Annotated in this window: 21 protein-coding genes; 7 read left to right on the top strand and 14 right to left on the bottom strand. The window is 59.1% G+C overall.

What is annotated here, in order from left to right; all coding sequences use genetic code 11:
* The first annotated feature begins 38 nt into the window (after positions 1-38).
* The 3 genes from minC to minE are packed head-to-tail and all read left to right on the top strand — an operon-like array spanning position 39 to position 1838.
* Positions 39-731 carry a septum site-determining protein MinC gene (minC, locus tag G9X48_RS06900; RefSeq protein WP_004384980.1) on the top strand — a complete coding sequence of 231 codons (693 nt, stop codon included), beginning with the start codon at positions 39-41 and terminating at the stop codon, positions 729-731.
* Between the two features lie 24 nt (positions 732-755).
* Positions 756-1568, top strand: coding sequence for a septum site-determining protein MinD (gene minD / locus G9X48_RS06905; RefSeq protein WP_004384979.1), 813 nt, complete (start codon positions 756-758; stop codon positions 1566-1568).
* 3 nt (positions 1569-1571) lie between these two features.
* Complete coding sequence (gene minE, locus G9X48_RS06910; protein WP_004384978.1) at positions 1572-1838, top strand: cell division topological specificity factor MinE; 267 nt, start codon at positions 1572-1574, stop codon at positions 1836-1838.
* 103 nt (positions 1839-1941) lie between these two features.
* Here minE and rnd read toward each other — a convergent pair whose 3' ends face one another.
* The 5 genes from rnd to G9X48_RS06935 all read right to left on the bottom strand — a co-directional run bounded on the left by rnd (position 1942) and on the right by G9X48_RS06935 (position 8325).
* Positions 1942-3063, bottom strand: a complete 1122-nt coding sequence (gene rnd, locus G9X48_RS06915) for a ribonuclease D (protein ID WP_166499919.1) — start codon at positions 3061-3063, stop codon at positions 1942-1944.
* Between the two features lie 70 nt (positions 3064-3133).
* The gene (fadD, locus tag G9X48_RS06920; protein ID WP_014728668.1) at positions 3134-4819 is read right to left on the bottom strand and encodes a long-chain-fatty-acid--CoA ligase FadD; all 1686 of its coding nucleotides are present in this window, start codon (positions 4817-4819) and stop codon (positions 3134-3136) included.
* A 205-nt stretch (positions 4820-5024) separates the two neighbouring features.
* The gene (locus G9X48_RS06925) at positions 5025-5609 is read right to left on the bottom strand and encodes a Slp family lipoprotein (protein WP_007888065.1); all 585 of its coding nucleotides are present in this window, start codon (positions 5607-5609) and stop codon (positions 5025-5027) included.
* 40 nt (positions 5610-5649) lie between these two features.
* Positions 5650-6345, bottom strand: a complete 696-nt coding sequence (gene tsaB, locus G9X48_RS06930; protein WP_097641334.1) for a tRNA (adenosine(37)-N6)-threonylcarbamoyltransferase complex dimerization subunit type 1 TsaB — start codon at positions 6343-6345, stop codon at positions 5650-5652.
* A 69-nt stretch (positions 6346-6414) separates the two neighbouring features.
* Positions 6415-8325, bottom strand: a complete 1911-nt coding sequence (locus G9X48_RS06935) for an ATP-dependent DNA helicase (protein WP_069681968.1) — start codon at positions 8323-8325, stop codon at positions 6415-6417.
* A 130-nt stretch (positions 8326-8455) separates the two neighbouring features.
* Between G9X48_RS06935 and G9X48_RS06940 the strand changes: the two genes are divergently transcribed.
* The gene (locus tag G9X48_RS06940; RefSeq protein ID WP_004384975.1) at positions 8456-8800 is read left to right on the top strand and encodes a RidA family protein; all 345 of its coding nucleotides are present in this window, start codon (positions 8456-8458) and stop codon (positions 8798-8800) included.
* A gap of 9 nt (positions 8801-8809) precedes the next feature.
* On the opposite strand, the gene G9X48_RS06945 is transcribed toward G9X48_RS06940, so the two are convergent.
* The 9 genes from G9X48_RS06945 to G9X48_RS06985 form a co-directional block, all read right to left on the bottom strand.
* Positions 8810-9919, bottom strand: coding sequence for an acyl-CoA desaturase (locus tag G9X48_RS06945; protein ID WP_097641333.1), 1110 nt, complete (start codon positions 9917-9919; stop codon positions 8810-8812).
* Positions 9909-11000, bottom strand: coding sequence for an acyl-CoA desaturase (locus G9X48_RS06950; RefSeq protein WP_097641332.1), 1092 nt, complete (start codon positions 10998-11000; stop codon positions 9909-9911). Before G9X48_RS06950 ends, G9X48_RS06945 begins: the two co-directional genes overlap by 11 nt.
* Positions 10993-12114: a sterol desaturase family protein gene (locus G9X48_RS06955; RefSeq protein ID WP_097641331.1), complete on the bottom strand. Its 1122-nt coding sequence runs from the start codon at positions 12112-12114 to the stop codon at positions 10993-10995. Before G9X48_RS06955 ends, G9X48_RS06950 begins: the two co-directional genes overlap by 8 nt.
* On the bottom strand, positions 12107-12724 hold the full coding sequence (locus G9X48_RS06960; protein ID WP_097641330.1) for a phosphatase PAP2 family protein: 618 nt from the start codon (positions 12722-12724) through the stop codon (positions 12107-12109). Before G9X48_RS06960 ends, G9X48_RS06955 begins: the two co-directional genes overlap by 8 nt.
* Positions 12721-14007, bottom strand: coding sequence for a F390 synthetase-related protein (locus tag G9X48_RS06965; protein ID WP_097641329.1), 1287 nt, complete (start codon positions 14005-14007; stop codon positions 12721-12723). The genes G9X48_RS06960 and G9X48_RS06965 overlap by 4 nt, the downstream gene beginning before the upstream one ends.
* Positions 14004-14810: an MBL fold metallo-hydrolase gene (locus G9X48_RS06970; RefSeq protein ID WP_097641328.1), complete on the bottom strand. Its 807-nt coding sequence runs from the start codon at positions 14808-14810 to the stop codon at positions 14004-14006. Before G9X48_RS06970 ends, G9X48_RS06965 begins: the two co-directional genes overlap by 4 nt.
* Positions 14811-15812, bottom strand: coding sequence for an NAD(P)-dependent oxidoreductase (locus G9X48_RS06975; RefSeq protein ID WP_097641327.1), 1002 nt, complete (start codon positions 15810-15812; stop codon positions 14811-14813).
* On the bottom strand, positions 15809-16816 hold the full coding sequence (locus G9X48_RS06980; RefSeq protein WP_097641326.1) for a 3-oxoacyl-[acyl-carrier-protein] synthase III C-terminal domain-containing protein: 1008 nt from the start codon (positions 16814-16816) through the stop codon (positions 15809-15811). The genes G9X48_RS06975 and G9X48_RS06980 overlap by 4 nt, the downstream gene beginning before the upstream one ends.
* 143 nt (positions 16817-16959) lie before the next feature.
* The gene (locus G9X48_RS06985; RefSeq protein WP_012124497.1) at positions 16960-17142 is read right to left on the bottom strand and encodes a YoaH family protein; all 183 of its coding nucleotides are present in this window, start codon (positions 17140-17142) and stop codon (positions 16960-16962) included.
* Between the two features lie 90 nt (positions 17143-17232).
* Here G9X48_RS06985 and pabB point away from each other — a divergent pair, with 90 nt between their 5' ends.
* The 3 genes from pabB (at position 17233) to sdaA (ending at position 20714) form a co-directional block, all read left to right on the top strand.
* Complete coding sequence (gene pabB, locus G9X48_RS06990; protein ID WP_097566143.1) at positions 17233-18597, top strand: aminodeoxychorismate synthase component 1; 1365 nt, start codon at positions 17233-17235, stop codon at positions 18595-18597.
* 2 nt (positions 18598-18599) lie between these two features.
* A complete protein-coding gene (locus G9X48_RS06995; protein ID WP_004387271.1) occupies positions 18600-19178 on the top strand; it encodes a CoA pyrophosphatase in 579 nt (192 codons plus the stop codon).
* 171 nt (positions 19179-19349) lie between these two features.
* The gene (sdaA, locus tag G9X48_RS07000; RefSeq protein WP_004387270.1) at positions 19350-20714 is read left to right on the top strand and encodes an L-serine ammonia-lyase; all 1365 of its coding nucleotides are present in this window, start codon (positions 19350-19352) and stop codon (positions 20712-20714) included.
* Positions 20715-20771 lie beyond the last annotated feature (57 nt).

Here is a 20771-nt window from a genome sequence, read left to right on the forward strand (position 1 = left end):
CTGCGGTGGGGATTTAAACTGAATTGAGTAAGGCCAGGATGTCAAACACGCCCATCGAGCTAAAAGGCAGTAGTTTCACTTTATCAGTGGTTCATTTGCATGATGCTCACCCTGAGGTTATTCGCAAGGCGCTTGAAGAAAAAATTGCTCAGGCGCCGGCCTTTCTCAAAAATGCGCCAGTGGTTGTGAATGTTGCGGGGCTTGATGGGTCGATAAACTGGCAGCAACTGCACCAGACGTTTATCGACAGCGGACTGCATCTGGTCGGCATCAGCGGCTGTCAGGATGACGCGCTGAAAGCGGAAATTTCGCGTGCGGGACTGGCGCTGCTCACTGAGGGAAAAGCCAGCGCACCACGCGCTGCAAAGCCTGCTGAAACGCCCGCGCCGCCAGCGGCGGCGCTGCGTACCCGGTTAATCGATCTGCCGGTGCGTTCCGGCCAGCGGATCTACGCGCCGGGTGCCGATCTGGTGGTCACAAGCCACGTCAGCGCGGGCGCGGAGCTTATCGCCGATGGCAATATTCACGTCTACGGCACCATGCGCGGGCGCGCCCTCGCCGGTGCCGGCGGCGATAAAGAAGCACAAATATTTTCAACGAATCTCGCGGCGGAGCTGGTTTCCATCGCCGGGGTTTACTGGCTGAGCGATCAAATCCCGGCCGAGTTTTACAACAAAGCGGCACGCCTGCGACTGGCCGACGGCGCGCTGACGGTTCAACCATTAAATTAAGCCCTTTTAACAAGGAATTCCTTTATGGCACGCATTATTGTAGTTACATCAGGTAAAGGGGGCGTTGGCAAAACCACCTCCAGCGCGGCCATCGCTACGGGTCTGGCCCAGAAGGGAAAGAAGACCGTAGTTATCGATTTCGATATCGGCCTGCGTAACCTTGATCTCATCATGGGTTGTGAACGCCGTGTCGTATACGATTTTGTGAACGTGATTCAGGGCGATGCCACGCTGAATCAGGCGCTTATCCGCGATAAACGCACCGAAAGCCTCTATATCCTGCCCGCGTCGCAGACCCGCGACAAAGACGCGCTGACCCGCGAAGGCGTGGAAAAGGTGCTGGATGAGCTGAAAAAGATGGAGTTCGACTTCATTGTCTGTGACTCCCCTGCCGGTATCGAAACCGGTGCGCTTATGGCACTCTATTTTGCTGACGAAGCCATCATTACCACTAACCCGGAAGTCTCCTCCGTGCGCGACTCCGACCGTATCCTGGGCATCCTCTCTTCCAAATCGCGCCGCGCCGAAAATGGCGAAGAGCCGATTAAAGAGCACCTGCTGCTGACCCGCTACAACCCGGGCCGCGTCAGCAAAGGCGATATGCTCAGCATGGAAGATGTGCTGGAGATCCTGCGTATTCCTCTGGTGGGCGTCATCCCGGAAGATCAGTCTGTGCTTCGCGCCTCTAACCAGGGCGAGCCGGTCATTCTTGACGCCACATCCGACGCAGGCAAAGCCTACGCCGATACCGTTGATCGCCTGATGGGAGAAGAACGTCCTTTCCGCTTCATTGAAGAAGAGAAGAAAGGTTTCCTCAAACGCCTGTTCGGAGGATAAGTTATGGCATTACTCGACTTTTTTCTCTCCAGAAAAAAGAACACCGCCAGTATCGCCAAAGAGCGCTTACAAATTATTGTTGCTGAGCGTCGTCGTAGCGATGCTGAACCGCATTATTTACCGCAGCTGAAGCGGGATATTCTGGAAGTGATTTGCAAATACGTTCAGATTGATCCGGAAATGGTCACCGTTCAGCTGGAACAAAAAGGCGACGATATTTCGATTCTCGAACTTAATGTCACCTTACCGGAAGCGGAAGAGACAAAATAACACTAAAAAATACCCCGGCATGCCGGGGTATTTTTTTAGTCAATTCACTGTATATATTTTCAGTAAACTTCACATTTCCTGTAAATAATTACAGGTCACGCCGTTAATAATTTTCCAGCAGCGTTCTTAATGATTCATTTAATAACTCGCCGCGCCAGCCGCTGATTAATTCCGGCAGCTGATTCTGCGGTTTCAGCTTCCAGTGCCAGTTCAGTAGCTGGTTAATCTGGCGGCGTGAGGCCATCAGCTCGGCGCTGATCTTGTGCGCCTCGCTCGTCTCCTGCACCAGCGCTTTGATCTCTTTAAATACCTTGCGATAGCCCGGCATGTCGACCAGATTCGCGAGCGGCTCCGGCAGCGCCTCTTCCGGCAGCGCCTGCGCCTGCGCGACCAGCGCCAGCAGCGTCTTGCCGTGGAAGCGGATTTCACTGCCGGAAAGCCCCATGCCGTCAAGCTCGCCAAGCGAGCCTGGCATATGGCGCGACACTTTCCAGAGGTTTTCTTCACGCACCACGAAATTCACCGCCATATCGCGCTCGCGCGCTTTGCGCAGGCGCCAGCCCGCCAGCAGCTTCAGGCACGCAAGCTGACGCGGACGCAGTTGCCAGGCGTTGGTGATTTCACGCCAGGCTTCATCAGGATCGAGCACCTCGCCACGGCGCTGGGTCATCAGGCGGCATTCGTTGATGGCGGCGGTCAGCCAGCCGGCTTCGCGTACCTGTTCCATCAGTTTGTGGGCGATCGGCAGCAGATACCAGACATCCGCCGCCGCGTAATCGCACTGGCGCTCGGTCAGCGGACGCGCCAGCCAGTCGGTGCGCGACTCGCTTTTATCCAGCACCACGCCGGTGTGATGTTCCACAAGCGTCGCAAAACCGCAGGAGAGCGGATGGCCAACGAACGAAGCCAGCACCTGAGTGTCGATAAACGGATCGGGCATCATGCCGAACGCGTTCTGGAACACTTCCAGATCTTCGCTGCCCGCGTGGAGAAACTTGGTGACGTTTTGATCCTGCAACAGCGCCTGAAACGGCGCCCAGTCGGTGATGGTCAGCGGATCGATAAGCGCGACGTTTTCGCCGTCATACAGCTGGATAAGTCCCAGCTGCGGGTAGTAAGTACGGGTACGGACAAATTCGGTGTCCAGCGCCAGGGCGCGCTGCGTGCGTGCGGTCTCGCACAGCGTCGCCAGCGCGTCATTGGTGGTAATCATCTGGTAATTCAAATCGCTCTCTCTTTGTCTGCGCCCATAAAAAACGCCGGTAGAACCGGCGTCAGGGCGACGTGATTGCAGCTCAGGCGGTATTGTCGCCCGCCCGGCGCGCTTCGTCACGTAGTTCTCGTCGTAAAATTTTCCCGACGTTGGATTTTGGCAGCTCGGTGCGAAATTCCACCTGCTTCGGCACTTTATAGCCCGTCAGGTGACGGCGACAGAAGGTAATCAGCGCTTCTTCCGTAAGCGATGCTTCTTTCTTCACCACGAAGATTTTCACCAGCTCGCCGCTGGCTTCCGACGGGATGCCTACCGCCGCGACTTCCTGCACGCCACTGTGCTGCATTACCACATCTTCAATTTCATTCGGATAGACGTTAAATCCGGAGACCAGAATCATATCTTTTTTGCGATCGACGATACGCAGGAAACCCTCTTCGTCCATCACCGCGATATCACCGGTGCGCAGCCAGCCGTCCTGAAGGATCTCATCGGTGGCGTCCGGGCGCTGCCAGTAGCCCAGCATCACCTGCGGGCCTTTAATGCACAGCTCGCCAGGCTCACCGGGTGCCACTTCATTGCCTTCGTCGTCAATCAGTTTGACTTCGGTGGACGGCACCGGCAGGCCAATGCTGCCGCTGTGGTAGTCGATATCGTGCGGGTTAACGCTCACCAGCGGCGAGCATTCGGTAAGCCCGTAGCCTTCCAGCAGGAACTGACCGGTGAGTTTTTCCCAGCGCTCCGCGACCGCCTGATGCACCGGCATCCCGCCGCCCGCCGAAAGGTGCAGCGAGGAGAAATCGAGCTTATGGAAATCTTTGTTATTCAGCAGCGCGTTAAACAGCGTGTTCACGCCGGTCATCGCGGTAAACGGATATTTGCCAAGCTCTTTGACCAGCCCCGGAATATCGCGCGGGTTGGTAATCAGCACGTTCTGCCCGCCGAGTTCAATAAACAGCAGACAGTTCATGGTGAGCGCGAAAATGTGGTACAGCGGCAACGCGGTGATGACCAGCTCTTTGCCGCGATGCAGCAGCGGGCCGTACGTGCCGAGCACTTGTTCGAGGTTAGCGAGCATGTTGCGATGGGTCAGCATCGCGCCTTTCGCCACGCCCGTAGTACCGCCGGTATATTGCAGGAAAGCGAGATCGTCTGGCGTCACTTCCGGCTTGATGTACTGCATCCGGTAGCCGTTATGCAGCGCGCTGCGAAACGAAATAGCGTCCGGCAGGTGATACTTCGGCACCAGGCGTTTCACGTACTTCACCACAAAATTCACCAGCGTGCCTTTGGCGGTGGAGAGCTGATCGCCCATGCGCGTCAGAATGACGTGTTTCACCTGGGTCTTATCGACCACTTTTTCCAGCGTGTGGGCAAAGTTAGAAACGATGACGATGGCGCTGGCACCGCTGTCGTTCAGCTGATGCTCCAGCTCGCGCGGCGTGTAGAGCGGGTTGACGTTCACGACGATCATTCCGGCGCGCAGAATGCCGAACAGCGCCACCGGATATTGCAGGAGATTTGGCATCATCAGCGCCACGCGATCGCCTTTTTGCAGGCCCAGGCCCTGTTGCAGCCAGGCGGCGAAGGCGCGGCTGCGCTCTTCCAGCTTGCGGAAGGTCATCACCTCGCCCATGTTGGTGAAGGCGGGCTGATCGGCGTAGCGTGTGCAGGATTGCTCAAACAGATCCACCAGGGAGTGATAACGGTCCGGGTTTATCTCCGCCGGAACATCCGCCGGATAACGGTTAAGCCAAACCTTCTTCAATGCGTCACCTCTGAATGTATTATTCGTCGTCATCACAACCCCAAAACAATAAACACGGCGTTAACATAATATTAACTCATTGTACCAGTTTATTAATTCGCCTGATTTAAGGTTGCGAAGCGCGTCACTAATTATTTTTGTTATACCGATAAAACAAATAAACAGCGGACGGGCCGCTGTTTATTTTATTCACTAAATCAATGAATTACTCGGTTACTACGGTCTGAACCTGAGCCGGGCCGGGATTATACCAGCCCCACGGGCCATAGCCATATCCCCAGCCGGGGCGCGGCCCCCACATCCACGGATCGATAGGCTGTGGTGGCATCACCACCTGCTGCGTCACGCGCCAGCGCTTGAAGCCGTTCACCTGCATTACCATGAATTTGTACGGGCTGGCGCCGATTTTCCCTTCTGCCGTACCGGTGATGGGGCCAACCACCGTCACGAGCTGATTACGGAAGTCCACCGGGTCGAGAAAGCCGCCAACGTCGGCAAAGATGCGTCCGCGCGACGGCTGGCCGAGCAGCGGCCGCGCCGCGCTGTCGAGCGGCAGCGTGGCTATCTCAAGGCGGGTTTTGCCCTTCTCGTTATCGACATTGACCACTCGCCCGCCGAAGCGCGCCTCCTGGCCGATGTAGAGCTCCGGCGCGTTCATCACGCGTACCAGATCCTGCTGCGGCGTCGGGCTGGTGCCTTTAATCGCGTCGGGAACGCTGACACACCCACTGACGAGCAAAACGCTCAGCGCCAGAAGCCCACTGCGCACCATTGATTGTTGACCCACCATAAGCGACTCCTTAAACCCGCCCGCGGTTTGCGTCGGGATGTTATTCCCGGCCTGGCAGTTTTTTCCACGCCACTTCGTTGCGCAGATAGACCGGTTCTGCATGTTCGACCGCAACAACGCGCTGTTGTTCGAACAACCGGCACGCCAGCGGCAACATATCTTCCGCCGCCGGCAGCGTTACCTGGCCGTCGGTAAGCGTAAGTCCGCTGCCGTTCGCCATATCCGGCCACGCCTGCCAGCCGGTGCCGACCGTCGCCCACTCGCCGTCAAGCGCCTTCAGGCGCTCCGTGACGGCGTCGGGCTTGAGTACCGCTTCGGTCTCTTCGCCGTGCCATACGCCCTGCTCATCGCGCTGGTACTCGGCCCAGTAGACTTCGCCCATGCGGGCGTCGATCGCCGCCAGCACGCGGGTCGCGCCGCTGACGCGCCATGCGCCCTGCGCCATCGTCATTAGCGTCGACACGCCGACCATCGGCAGTTCTGCGCCAAGCGCCAGCCCCTGCGCGATGCCGATGCCGATTCGCACGCCGGTAAAGCTTCCCGGCCCGCGGCCAAAGGCCAGCGCGTCCATCGCCGACAGCGCAACGCCGTTTTCGGTGAGGATCTCATTGACCATCGGCAGAATACGCTGGGTGTGCTCGCGCGGGCAGAGTTCAAAAAGGGCGGACGTTTTACCGTTGTCCCACAAGGCGACGGAACAGGCCTCAGTGGCGGTATCAATAGCCAGAATTCGCATGGATCTATAACACTCTTACGCGTCGTGGTGGTTCAAAAAGGGGCGCATCTTATCACAGTCTGGCACAAATTACTGCCGCGCCGCGTCGGTGAGAAAGCGCGCCGCCTCGCCGATATCGCGGGTGCGCGGCGTCGGCGGCAGGCTTTTCAGAAAGACCGCGCCGTAGGGGCGCATTACCAGGCGGTTGTCGCAAATCACCAGCACGCCGCGGTCGTCGACGTCGCGGATAAGACGCCCGACGCCCTGCTTGAGCGTGATGACCGCCTCCGGCAGCTGAACTTCATCAAACGGATCGCCGCCGCGCAGGCGACAATCTTCCATCCGCGCTTTCAGCAGCGGATCGTCCGGCGAGGTGAACGGCAGTTTGTCGATAATCACCAGCGACAGCGCGTCGCCGCGAACGTCCACCCCTTCCCAGAAGCTGCTTGTCGCCACCAGCAACGCATTGCCCGCGCTGATAAACTGCTCCAGCAACTGGCTTTTACTGGTTTCACCCTGCAAAAGCACCGGCAGCGTCATGGTGGCGCGAAATTGCTCGGCCAGGTCACGCATCATCGCGTGCGACGTGCAGAGCATAAAGCAGCGGCCCTGGTTAGCCTCAATCAGCGGTTGTAACATCCGCGCCAGCGCTTTCCCGGCCTGCGGCTGGTTAGTCTGCGGCAGACCGCGCGGCACGCAGAGCAGCGCCTGGCGGGCATAGTCGAACGGACTGGGCAGCAGAAGAGTTTTTGCCTCGTGAATGCCGAGCCGCTCCGTGAAGTGATGAAGATCGTCATTCACCGAGAGCGTGGCGGAGGTGAAAATCCAGCTGCCGCCCTTTTCCGCGATCACGTCCTGGAATTTATCCGCGACGGTCAGCGGCGTGAGCGCCAGCGTAAAGTGGCGCGAGTTGCACTCATACCAGTAGCTGTAGCCTGGCTGGTTAATCTCTTTTAAGCGTTTGAGACGCGCGCGATAGAGCGTGGCGCGCTCAAAAGCGGCGTCCAGCAGCGCCGAGCGGCCAAGCGACAGCTTCGCCACGTCGTAGCAAAGCTCCAGCGCATCATCGAGCAGCAGCAACGCGCGGCTGATGGAGGCGTCCGCCAACAGTTCGCGCAGGTTGCCGCGAAAGCCAGGGTCGCCCAACTGCAGCCTGAAATCCTGGGTGCTTTGCGCCAGCCGGTCGGCGCACTTTTGTAGCTGCTGGGTATCTTTCACCTCGGTGCGATAGGCGATGATAATGTCTCTTGCGAGGTCAAGCAGCTGGCGGCTGGAGAGCGACTGGCCGAAATACTGGCTGGCGATATCGGGAAGCTGATGGGCTTCGTCGAAAATAATCACCTCAGCCTCCGGGATAAGCTCCGCAAAGCCGCTCTCTTTGACCACCATATCGGCGAGAAACAGGTGATGGTTCACCACGACGACGTCGGCCTCCATCGCCTTTTTGCGCGCTTTCACCACAAAGCAGTCTTTGTAGAGCGGGCAATCGGTGCCAAGGCAGTTATCGTTGGTGCTGGTGACAAGCGGCCAGACGGGGGCGTCTTCCGCCACGCGCCCGCAGGTGCTGATATCGCCATCGACGGTTTCGTTGGCCCAGCCGCGCAGCTGGATAACGTCGCTTAAGGTTTGAACCGGCAGATCGCCGCCCGCCAGCGCCTGTTGCTCAAGGCGCTCCAGGCATAAATAGTTCGAGCGCCCTTTTAAGAGCGCCAGACGGCCTTTGAATTCCAGCGCTTTGGCGACGGTCGGCAGATCGCGGCTGTAGAGCTGATCCTGCAGCGCTTTCGAACCGGTGGAAATAATCACTTTCTTACCGGCACGCAGCGCGGGCGCCAGATAAGCATAAGTTTTCCCGGTCCCGGTACCCGCCTCGACCACCAGCGGCGTCGCGGCCTCAATGGCGGCGCTGACCGCCTGCGCCATCTGACGCTGCGGCTCGCGCGGTTTAAAGCCGGGAATCGCGTTGGCCAGTTGGCCATCTGCTGCAAAATCGTCTGTCACACTGCCCCCTGGTTAAATTGCCAGTGATTATGTCAGGGCGGCCACGCTTACGCCAGCCGAACAGATGACGGCGCTCGCGCTTTATGGCAGGCTTGCACCCTGCTAAACAGAACAGGAAAAGGAAAAAGCGATGACAATCGTGCGTATCGATCCCGCAGATCGTTGGTCTGACGCGGTGATTCACAACCAGACGATTTACTACACCGGCGTGCCGGAAAACCTCGACGGCGACGCTTACGAACAAACCGCCAATACGCTGGCGCAAATCGACACGCTGTTAACCGCGCAGGGCAGCGATAAATCCCGTATTCTCGACGCCACCATCTTCCTGGCCGACGGCGACGACTTCGCGCTGATGAATAAAGCCTGGGATGAGTGGGTCGTGGCAGGCTCCGCACCGGTACGCTGCACCGTGCAGGCCCGCCTGATGAACCCGCGCTATAAAGTAGAAATCAAAATTATCGCCGCAGTTTGAGCCCCGCCGTCACCGTTCGCCGGTGGCGGTTTCTTCGGGTTTTCTTCCCATTCTGAGTAAATGCCGCCGTTGCAGCCGCAGCAGATCTTTCACCGTGAGTATCTGGTATGACAACCCGTGTGTTTTCGCGACCTCGGCGATGATAGCGCTCAGCGCCGGAAAGTGGCGGTGGCTCCAGTCAGGAAAGAGATGATGCGTCAGGTGGAGATTTAAACCGCCGAGCCAGTATCCCATCAGGCGTGGCTGCATGTGCCAGTCAAACGTTGTCGCAAACGCATGGTGATAGACGCTCTGCGGCATCACGTTATCGGCCGGCGCAGGATAGAAATGGCCCTTCGCCCAGTGCGTTCCGATAAGCAGCGACACAAACAGCGCCGAAACCAGCATCTGGCTGATGAGGTAAACGGCAAGGACAGCTGGAAACGTGATGGCTTCGTCCGAAAGCAGCATCGGAAGCCCCAGCGCCAGCCAAAAATGCGCGGCTTTCAGCAGTAAAAACAGGAGTACGCCACCTGCGCCCGGGTGAGGTAAATGGCGCGTAAAAGGCGTTTCGCCCAACCGGTCGCGCCAGTCCATCCACCACGCATACCAGGGAAAGGTCAGCGCGGCCACCAGCGGCCAGTAAAGATGCTGTGCGCGCATAAAAGGCTTGTGCCGCTGGAACGGCGTCTGGCACAGGACGCCGTTTTCATCGATATCGGGGTCGTACCCCTGAATATTGGTATAGGGGTGATGAAACTGCACATGCCGTACCTGCCAGTTGTCAGCATCAAGCCCCAGAGGAACGCTCACCAGACGGCCAAGCCAGGCGTTCGCCGCACCGGAACGGCAGTATGCATTGTGACTGGCGTCATGCAACACATTGACCACCAGCATCATGGCGAAAAAGATAAAACCGAAATACCAGAGCGCAAAACCGGTGAGATGCGATGACGTCAGGCTCAGCAGGTAACAGGCCGCGCAGCAGAGCGCGAGAAAAACGAGTTTCGCCCACATGCCCTTATCGGCGAAGCGATGCTCCTGCTGCGTCGTCAGATAGTGCTGACAGGCCGTGCGGAACGCTTTATGCAGCGCGGGATCGTGGCGTTCCACACGCAGCGGTGGCAAATTACGCGTCATGCGGGTTGCCCATCTGAACCAGAAATACCCGCTGCGCGGCGCGAAGTTCACGATAGCTGATGCAGCGATACGGCAACCCATGTTCCAGTGCCAGCCGCGCCACTATCCGCGCGAGCGCCGGATAGTGGCGATGGTGCCAGCCTGGGAACAGATGGTGCGTCAGGTGATAATTCAGCCCGCCGGTAAATGTCTCCAGCCAGCGCCGTGGCGTGTGCCAGTCGCAGGCGGTGGTGAAGTTGTGGTGATACCAGCCATGCGCCATTCGCTTCTCCCCGTCCTGAGGAGCCTGATAAAACGTGGCTCCGGCCCAGTGGGTGCCGAGAAGCAAAAAGACCACCAGCAGCGACGTACACATCTGGGTCAGCAGATAAATGCCCGCCACCATCCAGACGTTATGCCCCGCGATGATCGGTACACCCAGCATCAGCGTGATATGCGCTATTTTACTAAAGATAAAAGCGCTCCATCCTTTCACGCCAGGCAGCAGCCGGTCCGCATGCAGCGGCGTGCGGCCCAGCCTGTCGGCCCAGTCAAACACAAGGCCTATCCAGCTCAGGGATAAGGCTGCCACCAGCGGCCAGTAGAGATGCTGAAAGTGCATCCACCTGCGCCAGCGCTGAAACGGCGTCTGGCGAAAAATCCCGTTCTCTTCGGTATCCAGATCGTAGTGTTCAATATTCGCGTAGCGATGGTGATAACTGACGTGTCGCGTGCGCCAGTAAACAGGCTCAATACCGGTTGAAAGCGTCACCGCGCGGCTGATGAACGCGTTCCAGAAACGTCGGCGAGTAAAGGTCAGGTGTGAGGCGTCATGATTAACATCAATATTCAACCACATCATCAAAACGGCGAATGACGCATAGCAGGCGATGAACCACACCGCGTCAGAGGCCTGCAGAGCCAGCGCATAGCATGCAATGCTTGCCAGCAGGATCAGAAGCGCTTTGATGCGCGCCGGACGGTCAGCAAAACGGTGGTCGTTGCGATCGTGAAGATAAGCATATGCCTCTTGCTGGAGCGCACGATGAAACGCCCCTTCGGCTGCCGGGCTGAAGCGTAACGGGATAAGCGCTTTAGTCATGGCGTAGCGCCCTCTTTTGCATCACAGGCATGGTCAGAACTATCAGACCGTGCAGCGCCAGTGCAGGCAGGCTTAGCTGCCAGATAAGCCCCTGCCAGCCCAAAAGATGCAGACAACACAGCGGCATCAAGCCGGTCACGACGGCCCAGCCGATGCGGCTTGCACGATGCCCGTCATTCATCAGTCCCATCATCACTGACGCGGCCACCAGCAGCAAAAACAGCGTCATTTGTTCCCGGCCGATATCGTCATAACCATAGCCATAACGCTGGATATAACCGATAACCGGAATAAACAGCAGCAGCGTACCGCTAACGATAATGTATGGCGCAGGACAGACGCTGCCTTTCGTGTGCGGCGCAGGGCGAAAGCCAAGCAGGCGGGCAAAAGGCGCGTTACTTTCCCGCAGCGGATTGGCAGAGGCGCGATAGCCTTTTACACCATACTGATGTTCATCCCGCGCCGGTGGCGTATGACAAAACGATCCGAAAAGTTTATCCCAGAGGATCAACGTACCGCCGTAGTTGGTGTCAGCAAAACGGCGCTCGCACAGGTGGTGAACCCGATGATGCGACGGCGTGACCAGCAACCGCTCCAGAAAGCCGAGTCGCCCGGTGAACGCGTTGTGGTTAAAAAACTGGATACTGTAGTGAATCACAGAGACCGCAAGAAACACTGACAGCGGCACACCCGCCACGGCCAGCAGCATAAAAAAGGGGATTGAGGTCAGCGATGAGTACCAGGAATTGCGCACGCCGAGCGAGAGATTATAGTGTTCACCGTGATGGTGTACGCTGTGAACGGCCCAGAGTAAGGGCCATTCATGATGCAACCGGTGCAGCCAGTAAAACCCAAAATCCCAGGCGATAAAGGCAAAGCCCCACACCACAACCGCAGGTGCTCCCTGAAAAAGCTCAAGGTTTACGTTGCGGGAAATGACGCTGTAGCACAGCACCTCCAGCCCCCGGAACAGCCACAGCATCATCTGCCCGGAGTTGACATTAAACACTATGTCACGCCAGTTCACCGGCGCACGTGCGCGCCATTTCAACAAAAACGCCTCGCCAAAGACCAGCCCCAGCATCACTACGATGGGTAACGTTAATTCATTCATGATTCAATTCCTTTTGTATCATCCAGTAAGACAACATTTTTCGCGCCAGCATGCCTGCCAGCAGCGTAAGCGCGACGCCGCCGACCAAATCGACAAACAGATGGCGTCGCAGCTGCAAAATCGACACGCTAATCGCCGCGCCCCAGAGCACCGCGGCAAGGGTATAGCCCCACTGCCCGCGTTTGCTGATGCCCCAGACCATCAGCAGGGTCAGCGCCATATGCAGTGACGGGAAACAGTTCTGCGGCGAATCCACCGCCAGCAGAATACGCAGCGCGTCAGCGCTGATGCCCTCGCCGGTGACGACGGGATAGGCCATCGTCGTCGGCCACGCCAGATAGACTGCCCCGGCAAACAGCGCCGCCAGTTGCGTGGCGCGCATCAGCCATTTCACTTCTGCCCTCGGGGTTAACCAGTAGCCCGCGGGAACGAGCAGGAAAAACGACATATAGAGCCAGATGGCCGAGGGCGTGAAATCCAGCAGCGTGTCGAACCACAAGGGCGGTAGTTTGTGCCCGGCGCGCTGAAGCAGATCGGTCGTGGAATAGACTATGCCGACGCTTCCCCACCCCAGCAGCAGAGATTTCAGGCGATAAGCCGTTTCGTTCATGCGCGCTCCCTTACACGCACGATACGCCGCCGCTTGGCCCCGGCGGCCGCTTGCGGGATCTGCGCTAAAAGCGTCCAGCGAAGAACATCGCACGCCACGCCCTGTTGTCCAAAAAGCGCCATTAGCGCGGCCTGCGCCTGCGCGCGCTGTGCGTCGTCGGCCTCGACGATAAGCGTCAGGCGCTCCGCGCCGTGCTGAATTAGCCGGTAATCCGCCGTGAAGGGCAGAACGCGCGCCAGCGCGCGGTTGCAGAGATCGCCAAAGATGACCCGCTCGCCGCCCTGCCCGTCCGGCAACAGGAGTTGATCGTCCTGTCGCCCTTCAATATGCGCCAGCGCCAGCGACGGATCGCCGCAGGCGCACGGCGTATCGCGCACCGCCAGCACATCGTCCAGCCGGTAACGCACGATGGGCTGCGTGGTACGGGTAAAATCGGTGATGACCGGAACAAAACGACGCGCATCCAGCCACTCCTTTTCAACATGGATAAACGCTTCGTTCAGGTGCAGCACGCCATGCGAACAGGTGGCGGCGAGAAAGCCTTCGGTCGCCTGATACACTTCGCCGACGTCAGGAAAAATACTTTTCAGCAGCGCGCTGTCCTGCGCGTCGAGCACTTCCGCCACGGAAATGACTTTCTTTGGCGCAATCTTCAGAGCGCCTGCCTGGACTGCCAGCGCGAGCGCGCGCAGTACCTGCGCAGGTGCGACGATAATCGATGGCGATTCGGCTTCAACCCGTGTAAGCAGCGCGTCGAAGGGCTCAAAGAGATCGTAAAAACCGAGGCTCAGCCAGCGGCTGTTCACGCTCTGGTAGAGGTTATTGTCGGTGCGCAAAAAGAGTGCCACCCGCTCGCCTGCAAAGAGGCCGTCTGGCAGCATTTTTGCGAGCATCGCGCCTGCCCACAGCGCCTGTTCTTCCGGGCTGACCGCGAAAATCCCGCGCCGCCCGGATGTGCCACTCGACAGCCCCACGCTGTAGCGCCCGACCGTCGGCGTAAAATTGCGGTCGTTTTCACTCTTAAGCGCGCACGCCATCACGTCCGCCGCTGTCAGACCACCTGTGTTCATCTCATCGAAATGCGCCATCATCAGCGCTTTGTCCATTATCGGCCATTCGCCAAACGGCAGCGTACGGTAGCGCCTGAACCACGGGCTTTTCGCCAGCACGCGCGCGGCAAACCGCCCAAGCTGTTTTTGCTGGTAGCGCTCAAGCGCCGCGCGATTTTGAAAACGCAGACGCTTCACACGGAAATAGTGCCAGAGCATGGCGAGCTTATTCACAAATCGCCCTCGTGCGCGAGACGGATCTCCGCGCCGCCATCGCGCCAGAGCCGATGCAGTAAACCGAGCGTGCGCGTGGCGGCCGCCGGATCGGCAATCACCAGATTCGCGAGCCGCGACGGGCCGCGCTGTTCACGGTAGCTGACCGGCGACCAGGCGGCGTCGGCGGCGAGCAGCACCCAGCCGTTATCCGTCAGCACAAACGCGCCGATATGCCCGGCGGCGTGGCCCGGCAGCGGCACCAGCAACACCTCGCCGTTGCTGCCTGGCAGCAGGAAGCCGGTATCAAACGGCGCGAGTGTGGCGGGCAGCGCTACGCGTACAAAGCTCTCGATAAAGCTGACCGCGCTTTCAAACTTTTCCGGGATGAGCCCTGGCACGAACGCCTGACGCAGCGCGGCAAACCCACGCAGCGTGCGGGTCTGCGCCCAGCCTTCGCCGGAGCAGATAAAGCGGTTATCCGCGAAGTCACGCAGCCCGGCGATATGGTCGGCGTGAAAGTGCGAGAGGATCAGCGCGTCGATGTCATCGGGGCCATAACCATTCGCCGCAAGCTGGCGCACCAGCGACTGTTCCGGGGAAAAGTAAACCGGCGTCACGCGGCGATAAAGTTGATAGATCCCGCGTCGGGTGTAATCGTCAAACCACGAGGCGTAGCCGGTATCCCATAGCCAGCGTTTGCCGGCTGCTTCGATAAGGCTCGCGCGGGCCGGAAATTTACAGGTTTTCCATGCCGCGCCCTTCAGCGCGATGCAGCCTAAATGGGTGCAGTAGCCGGTTTCAAACGTCGTAATCGTGGCCATTCAGCCTCTCCTTTCGCGCAGCCAGGCGCCGGTAAGCCGCACGCCTTGCGCAAGCGACACCGGCGGGCGATAGCCGAGTCGGGTTATCGCCTTCTGCTGGCTTAACGTCATATCGAAACTGACGGTGCCCGCGCTGTAGCGCGTCAGGCGCGGTTCCGTGCCGGTGAGATGCCCGTGGATTTCCATGCCCTGCGCCACGAGCGAGAGCAGCGGCCAGGGCACCGACGCCACCCGATACCGGAGCCGCAGCTCATCGCCGAGCAGGCTGCCCAGCATCTCCACCAGCCGCTGCGGTTCATGATTGGTAATATTGAATGCTTCACCGGAGATGAGCCCCGGCGTGTCGGTGGCAAGATGCATGGCATGCACCACATTGCCAACCCAGGTTAAATCGAGCAGCGCCTCGCCGCCGCGCGGCAGACGCAGCACGCCGCGGTCGGCCTCAAGCTGGCGCAGCAGGCGCGGGATAATCACGCGATCGTGCGCGCCGAACAGCCCGCGCGGGCGCAGAATAATAAACGTGACGTGCGTAAAACGCCTCGCCGCCTGAATCACCTGCTCCGCCGCATATTTACTGCTGGCGTAATGGCAGGCGAAACGGGCGGCCCGGTACGCTTCATCCACATTGTGATGATGGCGGAAATCGAAATAGATAGCGGGCGTGGAGATATGAATAAAACGCGTGACGCCTGCCCGCGCGGCAGCGTGGGCAAGCCGTTCGGTGGCGGCGACATTCACCGCGTGAAACGCCTGCGCGCTGCCCCACGGCGACGATTTGGCCGCGCAGTGCCAGACCACATCACAGCCCTGCATCAATGCATCGCAGCGGGCGTCGTCGGCCTGCGCAAGCTCCAGCGGCACGAATTGCGCGCCGAGCGCGGTAAGCTCAGCGCCCACGTTTTCGTCACGCCCGGTCGCGCGCACGTCACAGCCCTGCGCGAGCAGCGCCTCGACCGCGTTGCGACCAAGCCCGCTGGTGGCCCCCGTCACCAGGTACTTCATGGCAGCACCACCATACCGGCGAGCGTTAATCCCGCGGCCGTGCCGACCAGCATTATCGGCTCGCCCGTTTTTACGCGCCCGGTGGTAAACGCCTCGTGGAGCGCGGTGGGAATCGACGCTGCCACCTGATTACCGTGCTGGCGATAGATATCCACCAGCACTTCCGGCTTCACTTTCAGGCGTTTGCGCATATGCTCAAGCGACAAATGGCTCGCCTGGTGCGGCACCACGGTGGCGATGTCATCAAGCGTTAGCCCGGCGGCGTCAAGCAGACGCTGCCAGAAGCCATCGATCAGCAGCGAAGCCTGGCGGAACAGCGCTTTGCCCTGCATATGGAACAGAAAGTCGCTCTCTGCCATCCCGGCGCGGGGGTTTTTACGCGTGCCGCCGGCGCGGATCTCGCACAGCTCACTGCCCTGCGGGTAAGTTTCCGCTTTCATCGCCAGAATGCCAGAGCGACCATCACCCGCCTCGACAATGGCGCAGGCGGCCCCGTCGCCGAAAATAAGCGACGACTCCTCATGCTGCCAGTCGATCCCGCGCGAGGCGATATCCGCCGACACAATGGCGATACGGCGATAAGCGCCGTTCGTTAACAGCGCCGACGCCACCTGCATGGCGCTGATAAAACTCACGCAACTGCTGTTGATGTCAAACCCCGCCATGCCTGCCGGTAAGCCTGCGGCTTTCATCACGTGCACCGCTGAACAGGGCAGCGCCTGAACGGCAATGGCCGAGGCGGAGATCAGCAGATCGATAGAGTCGGAGTTAATCGCGTGACGCTGGCAGGCGTCATGCAGCGCGGCGGCGGCGAGCGCAGCCTGGCTGTCATCATTTGCGGCATGGTAGCGGTGCAGAATGCCTGAACGGCGCTCCACATACCCCTCGGGCTTGCCGAGGCGGCTATCAAGTTCGGCGGACGTAATAAGGTGTTCCGGCAGCGCCTTGCCGGTCGCGATGAGTTTCAGCCGTGAAGCGGGCGGGGTGTGAGGTGTAAAGGCCATGAAGCTCTGTCCCTAAGCTCAGCGTCCCTGCCGGACAGGGACGCAAAGTATGATGGTATCTGACGTTATTATGCGTGCTGCGCACGATAACACGTCAGCAGGGACAAAAAAATTGTCGCTTTTTTATTTCAGGAAAAGTGCGTTTATTCCTCTTCGTCGTCTTCAAAACGCGCGACGATGCGATCGCCCTGATGGGTGGCGCGGATCTCCTGCGCCACCTGTGCGATGGCTTCGCCGCTGCTCATGCCCTGCGACATCAGCTCCTGAATACGTTCAACCGCTTGCTGCTGCTGTTCATGGGTGAGAGAAGGTAAACCTGCAAACATCGCTGACTCCTGTTACATTGATGCGTTCAATTATTCCACGCCGTGCGTGCGGGCGCCAGACGCCCTGCGCCGTTGTTAATTGTCGTCCTGATGAATACGAACCTGACTCCTGAACTGATCTCCCTGCCCTGGCGCGCCGATGCGCTGCAACAGACCTTTTCTGCGCTACAACATCAGCCGTGGGCGATGCTGCTGCACTCGGGTTTTGCCGAGCACGCCCACAACCGTTTCGACATTCTGGTGGCCGACCCGCGCGTCACGCTGACCACGCGGGGGGCGCTCACTATGACGCAAGACGCAGAGGGTTGCCAGCAGAGCGACGACGATCCGCTGCGTCTGCTGCATGCGGCGCTGGCGCGTTTTGCGTTTTCACCCGCACCAGATGAGGATTTTCCCTTTCAGGGCGGCGCGCTCGGGCTGTTTGGCTACGATCTCGGGCGGCGCTTCGAGCGGCTGCCCTCACAGGCCAGCGCCGATCTCAACACGCCGGATATGGCGGTCGGCATCTATGACTGGGCGCTGATAGCCGATCACCATCGCGAGCGCCTGACGCTGCTCTGCTACGGTGATGCCAGCGCGCGTCTCGCCTGGCTTAACGCACAACTGCCGGTTGAGACCGCACCGTTTCGCTTAACCACGCCGTGGCGCTCAAACATGACGCGCGAAGAATATGGCGAGAAATTCCGCCAGGTGCAGGCGTATCTGCGAAGCGGCGACTGCTATCAGGTCAATCTCGCGCAGCGGTTTTGCGCGCGCTATGAAGGCAGCGAATGGCAGGCATTTTTAACGCTGAATGCCGCTAACCGCGCGCCGTTCAGCGCTTTTCTGCGCCTGCCGGAACAGGCGATTTTAAGCCTGTCGCCGGAGCGGTTTATCCGTCTGCATAACGGTGCTATTGAAACGCGCCCCATTAAAGGCACGCTGCCGCGTTTGTCCGATCCTGAGGAAGATGCACGCCAGGCTTTACGGCTCGCGCAATCACCCAAAGATCGCGCCGAAAACCTGATGATTGTCGATCTGCTGCGTAACGACATTGGCCGCGTGGCGACACCCGGCAGCGTGAAAGTGCCGGAGCTGTTTGTCGTTGAGCCGTTTCCGGCGGTGCATCATCTCGTCAGCACCATTACCGCGACGCTGCCGCCATCGCTTCACGCCACCGATCTGCTGCGCGCGAGTTTCCCTGGCGGCTCTATCACCGGTGCGCCCAAAGTGCGCGCGATGGAAATTATCGAAGAGCTGGAGCCGCAGCGGCGCAACGCCTGGTGCGGGAGCATCGGTTATCTCAGCTTCTGCGGCGCGATGGACACCAGCATTACCATCCGCACGCTGACGGCCGAAAACGGCGCGCTTTACTGCTCAGCGGGCGGCGGCATCGTGGCTGACAGCGAAGAAGCGGCGGAATATCAGGAAACTTTTGATAAAGTTAACCGTATCCTGCACGCATTAGAGAGGTGACGATGGAGAATAGCCCGCTGACGCTCGACCGGTTTTTATCGCGTTTCCAGCTTCTGCGCCCGCAGATGAGCCGTTCCAGTCTGAATCAGCGCCAGGCCGCCGTGCTGGTGCCGGTGGTGCGCCGCCCGGAGCCGGGCCTGCTGTTGACGAAGCGCGCCGCCACCCTTCGCAAACACGCGGGCCAGGTGGCCTTCCCCGGCGGTGCGGTGGATGATACGGACGCCTCGCTAATCGCGGCGGCGCTGCGTGAAGCGCAGGAAGAAGTGGCTATCCCGCCCGAGGCGGTGGATGTTATCGGCGTGCTCCCGCCGGTCGACAGCGTGACCGGTTTTCAGGTGACGCCCGTGGTGGGCATTATCCCGCCAGATCTGCCGTATCACGCCAGTGAAGATGAAGTGGCGGCAGTCTTTGAGATGCCGCTTGCCGAAGCGCTACGGCTCGGACGCTATCACCCACTCGACATCCACCGGCGCGGCAATCATCACCGCGTCTGGCTCTCCTGGTATCAGCACTATTTTGTCTGGGGCATGACCGCAGGCATTATTCGTGAGCTGGCGCTACAAATCGGCGAGAAACCCTGACTATTATTGTGGGTGAAAAGTGCGATCCGCAGCACTTTATTAGGCGGCCTCGCCTTATTCATTAGTTTAATTCATGTGAATAGTTAACTGCGCAGCACAATTACCTTTTACACTATGCGCTGTTTTCACACCGTCATTTGCAGAGCAGATGACTCTGTCAGGAGTTACCACGTGATTAGTATATTCGACATGTTTAAGGTGGGCATTGGCCCCTCCTCTTCCCATACCGTAGGTCCGATGAAGGCCGGGAAGCAGTTCGTCGATGACCTGGTCGAAAAAGGATTATTGCAGGACGTGACCCGCGTCGCGGTGGACGTCTACGGATCGCTCTCATTGACCGGCAAAGGCCACCATACCGATATCGCCATTATTATGGGTCTGGCAGGTAATGAGCCCGCCACGGTGGATATCGACGCCATACCTGCATTTATCCGTGATGTTGAAACCCGCGGTCGCCTGCTGCTCGCGCAGGGCGCTCACGAAGTGGATTTCCCGAAAGATAACGGGATGCGTTTTCAGAGCGACAACCTGCCGCTGCATGAAAACGGCATGACCATCCACGCTTACAGCGGCGAAAAAGAGATCTACAGCAAAACCTATTACTCCATCGGCGGCGGCTTTATCGTCGATGAAGAGCATTTCGGCAAAACCGCCAGCAACGAAGTGAGCGTGCCGTATCCGTTCCACTCTGCTAAAGATCTGCTGGCGCATTGCAAAGAAACCGGCCTGTCGCTCTCCGGCCTGGTAATGAAAAACGAACTGGCGCTGCACAGCAAAAAAGAGATTGAAGACTATTTTGCAGACGTCTGGCAGACCATGCGCGCCTGTATCGATCGCGGTATGAATACCGAAGGCGTGCTCCCTGGCCCGCTGCGCGTACCGCGTCGCGCCTCTGCGCTGCGCCGTATGCTGGTTTCCAGCGATAAACTCTCCAACGATCCGATGATCGTGGTCGACTGGGTGAATATGTTTGCGCTCGCCGTCAACGAAGAGAACGCGGCGGGCGGCCGTGTTGTCACCGCGCCGACTAACGGCGCATGCGGCATCGTACCGGCAGTTCTGGCCTACTATGATCACTTTATTGAATCGGTCAGTCCGGATATCTACATCCGCTACTTCCTTGCCGCGGGCGCTATCGGCGCGCTGTATAAAATGAACGCGTCTATCTCCGGTGCCGAAGTGGGTTGCCAGGGTGAAGTGGGCGTTGCCTGCTCCATGGCGGCGGCAGGGCTTGCAGAGCTGCTGGGCGCGAGCCCGGAACAGGTTTGCGTGGCAGCCGAAATCGGTATGGAACATAACCTCGGCCTGACCTGTGACCCGGTCGCGGGCCAGGTGCAGGTACCGTGCATCGAGCGTAACGCGATTGCCTCCGTGAAGGCGATTAACGCCGCGCGTATGGCGATGCGCCGCACCAGCGAGCCGCGCGTCTCGCTCGATAAAGTCATCGAGACGATGTATGAAACCGGCAAAGATATGAACGCCAAATACCGTGAAACGTCACGTGGCGGCCTGGCCATCAAGGTTCAGTGCGATTAATGCCCTAAAGCGCCGCATCCGCGGCGCTTTTTTTATCCCCGCTCGCCTTTTATTCCT

The sequence above is a fragment of the Cronobacter sp. HA18006 genome, assembly GCF_011605445.1.
Classification (GTDB): Bacteria; Pseudomonadota; Gammaproteobacteria; order Enterobacterales; family Enterobacteriaceae; genus Cronobacter; species Cronobacter sakazakii.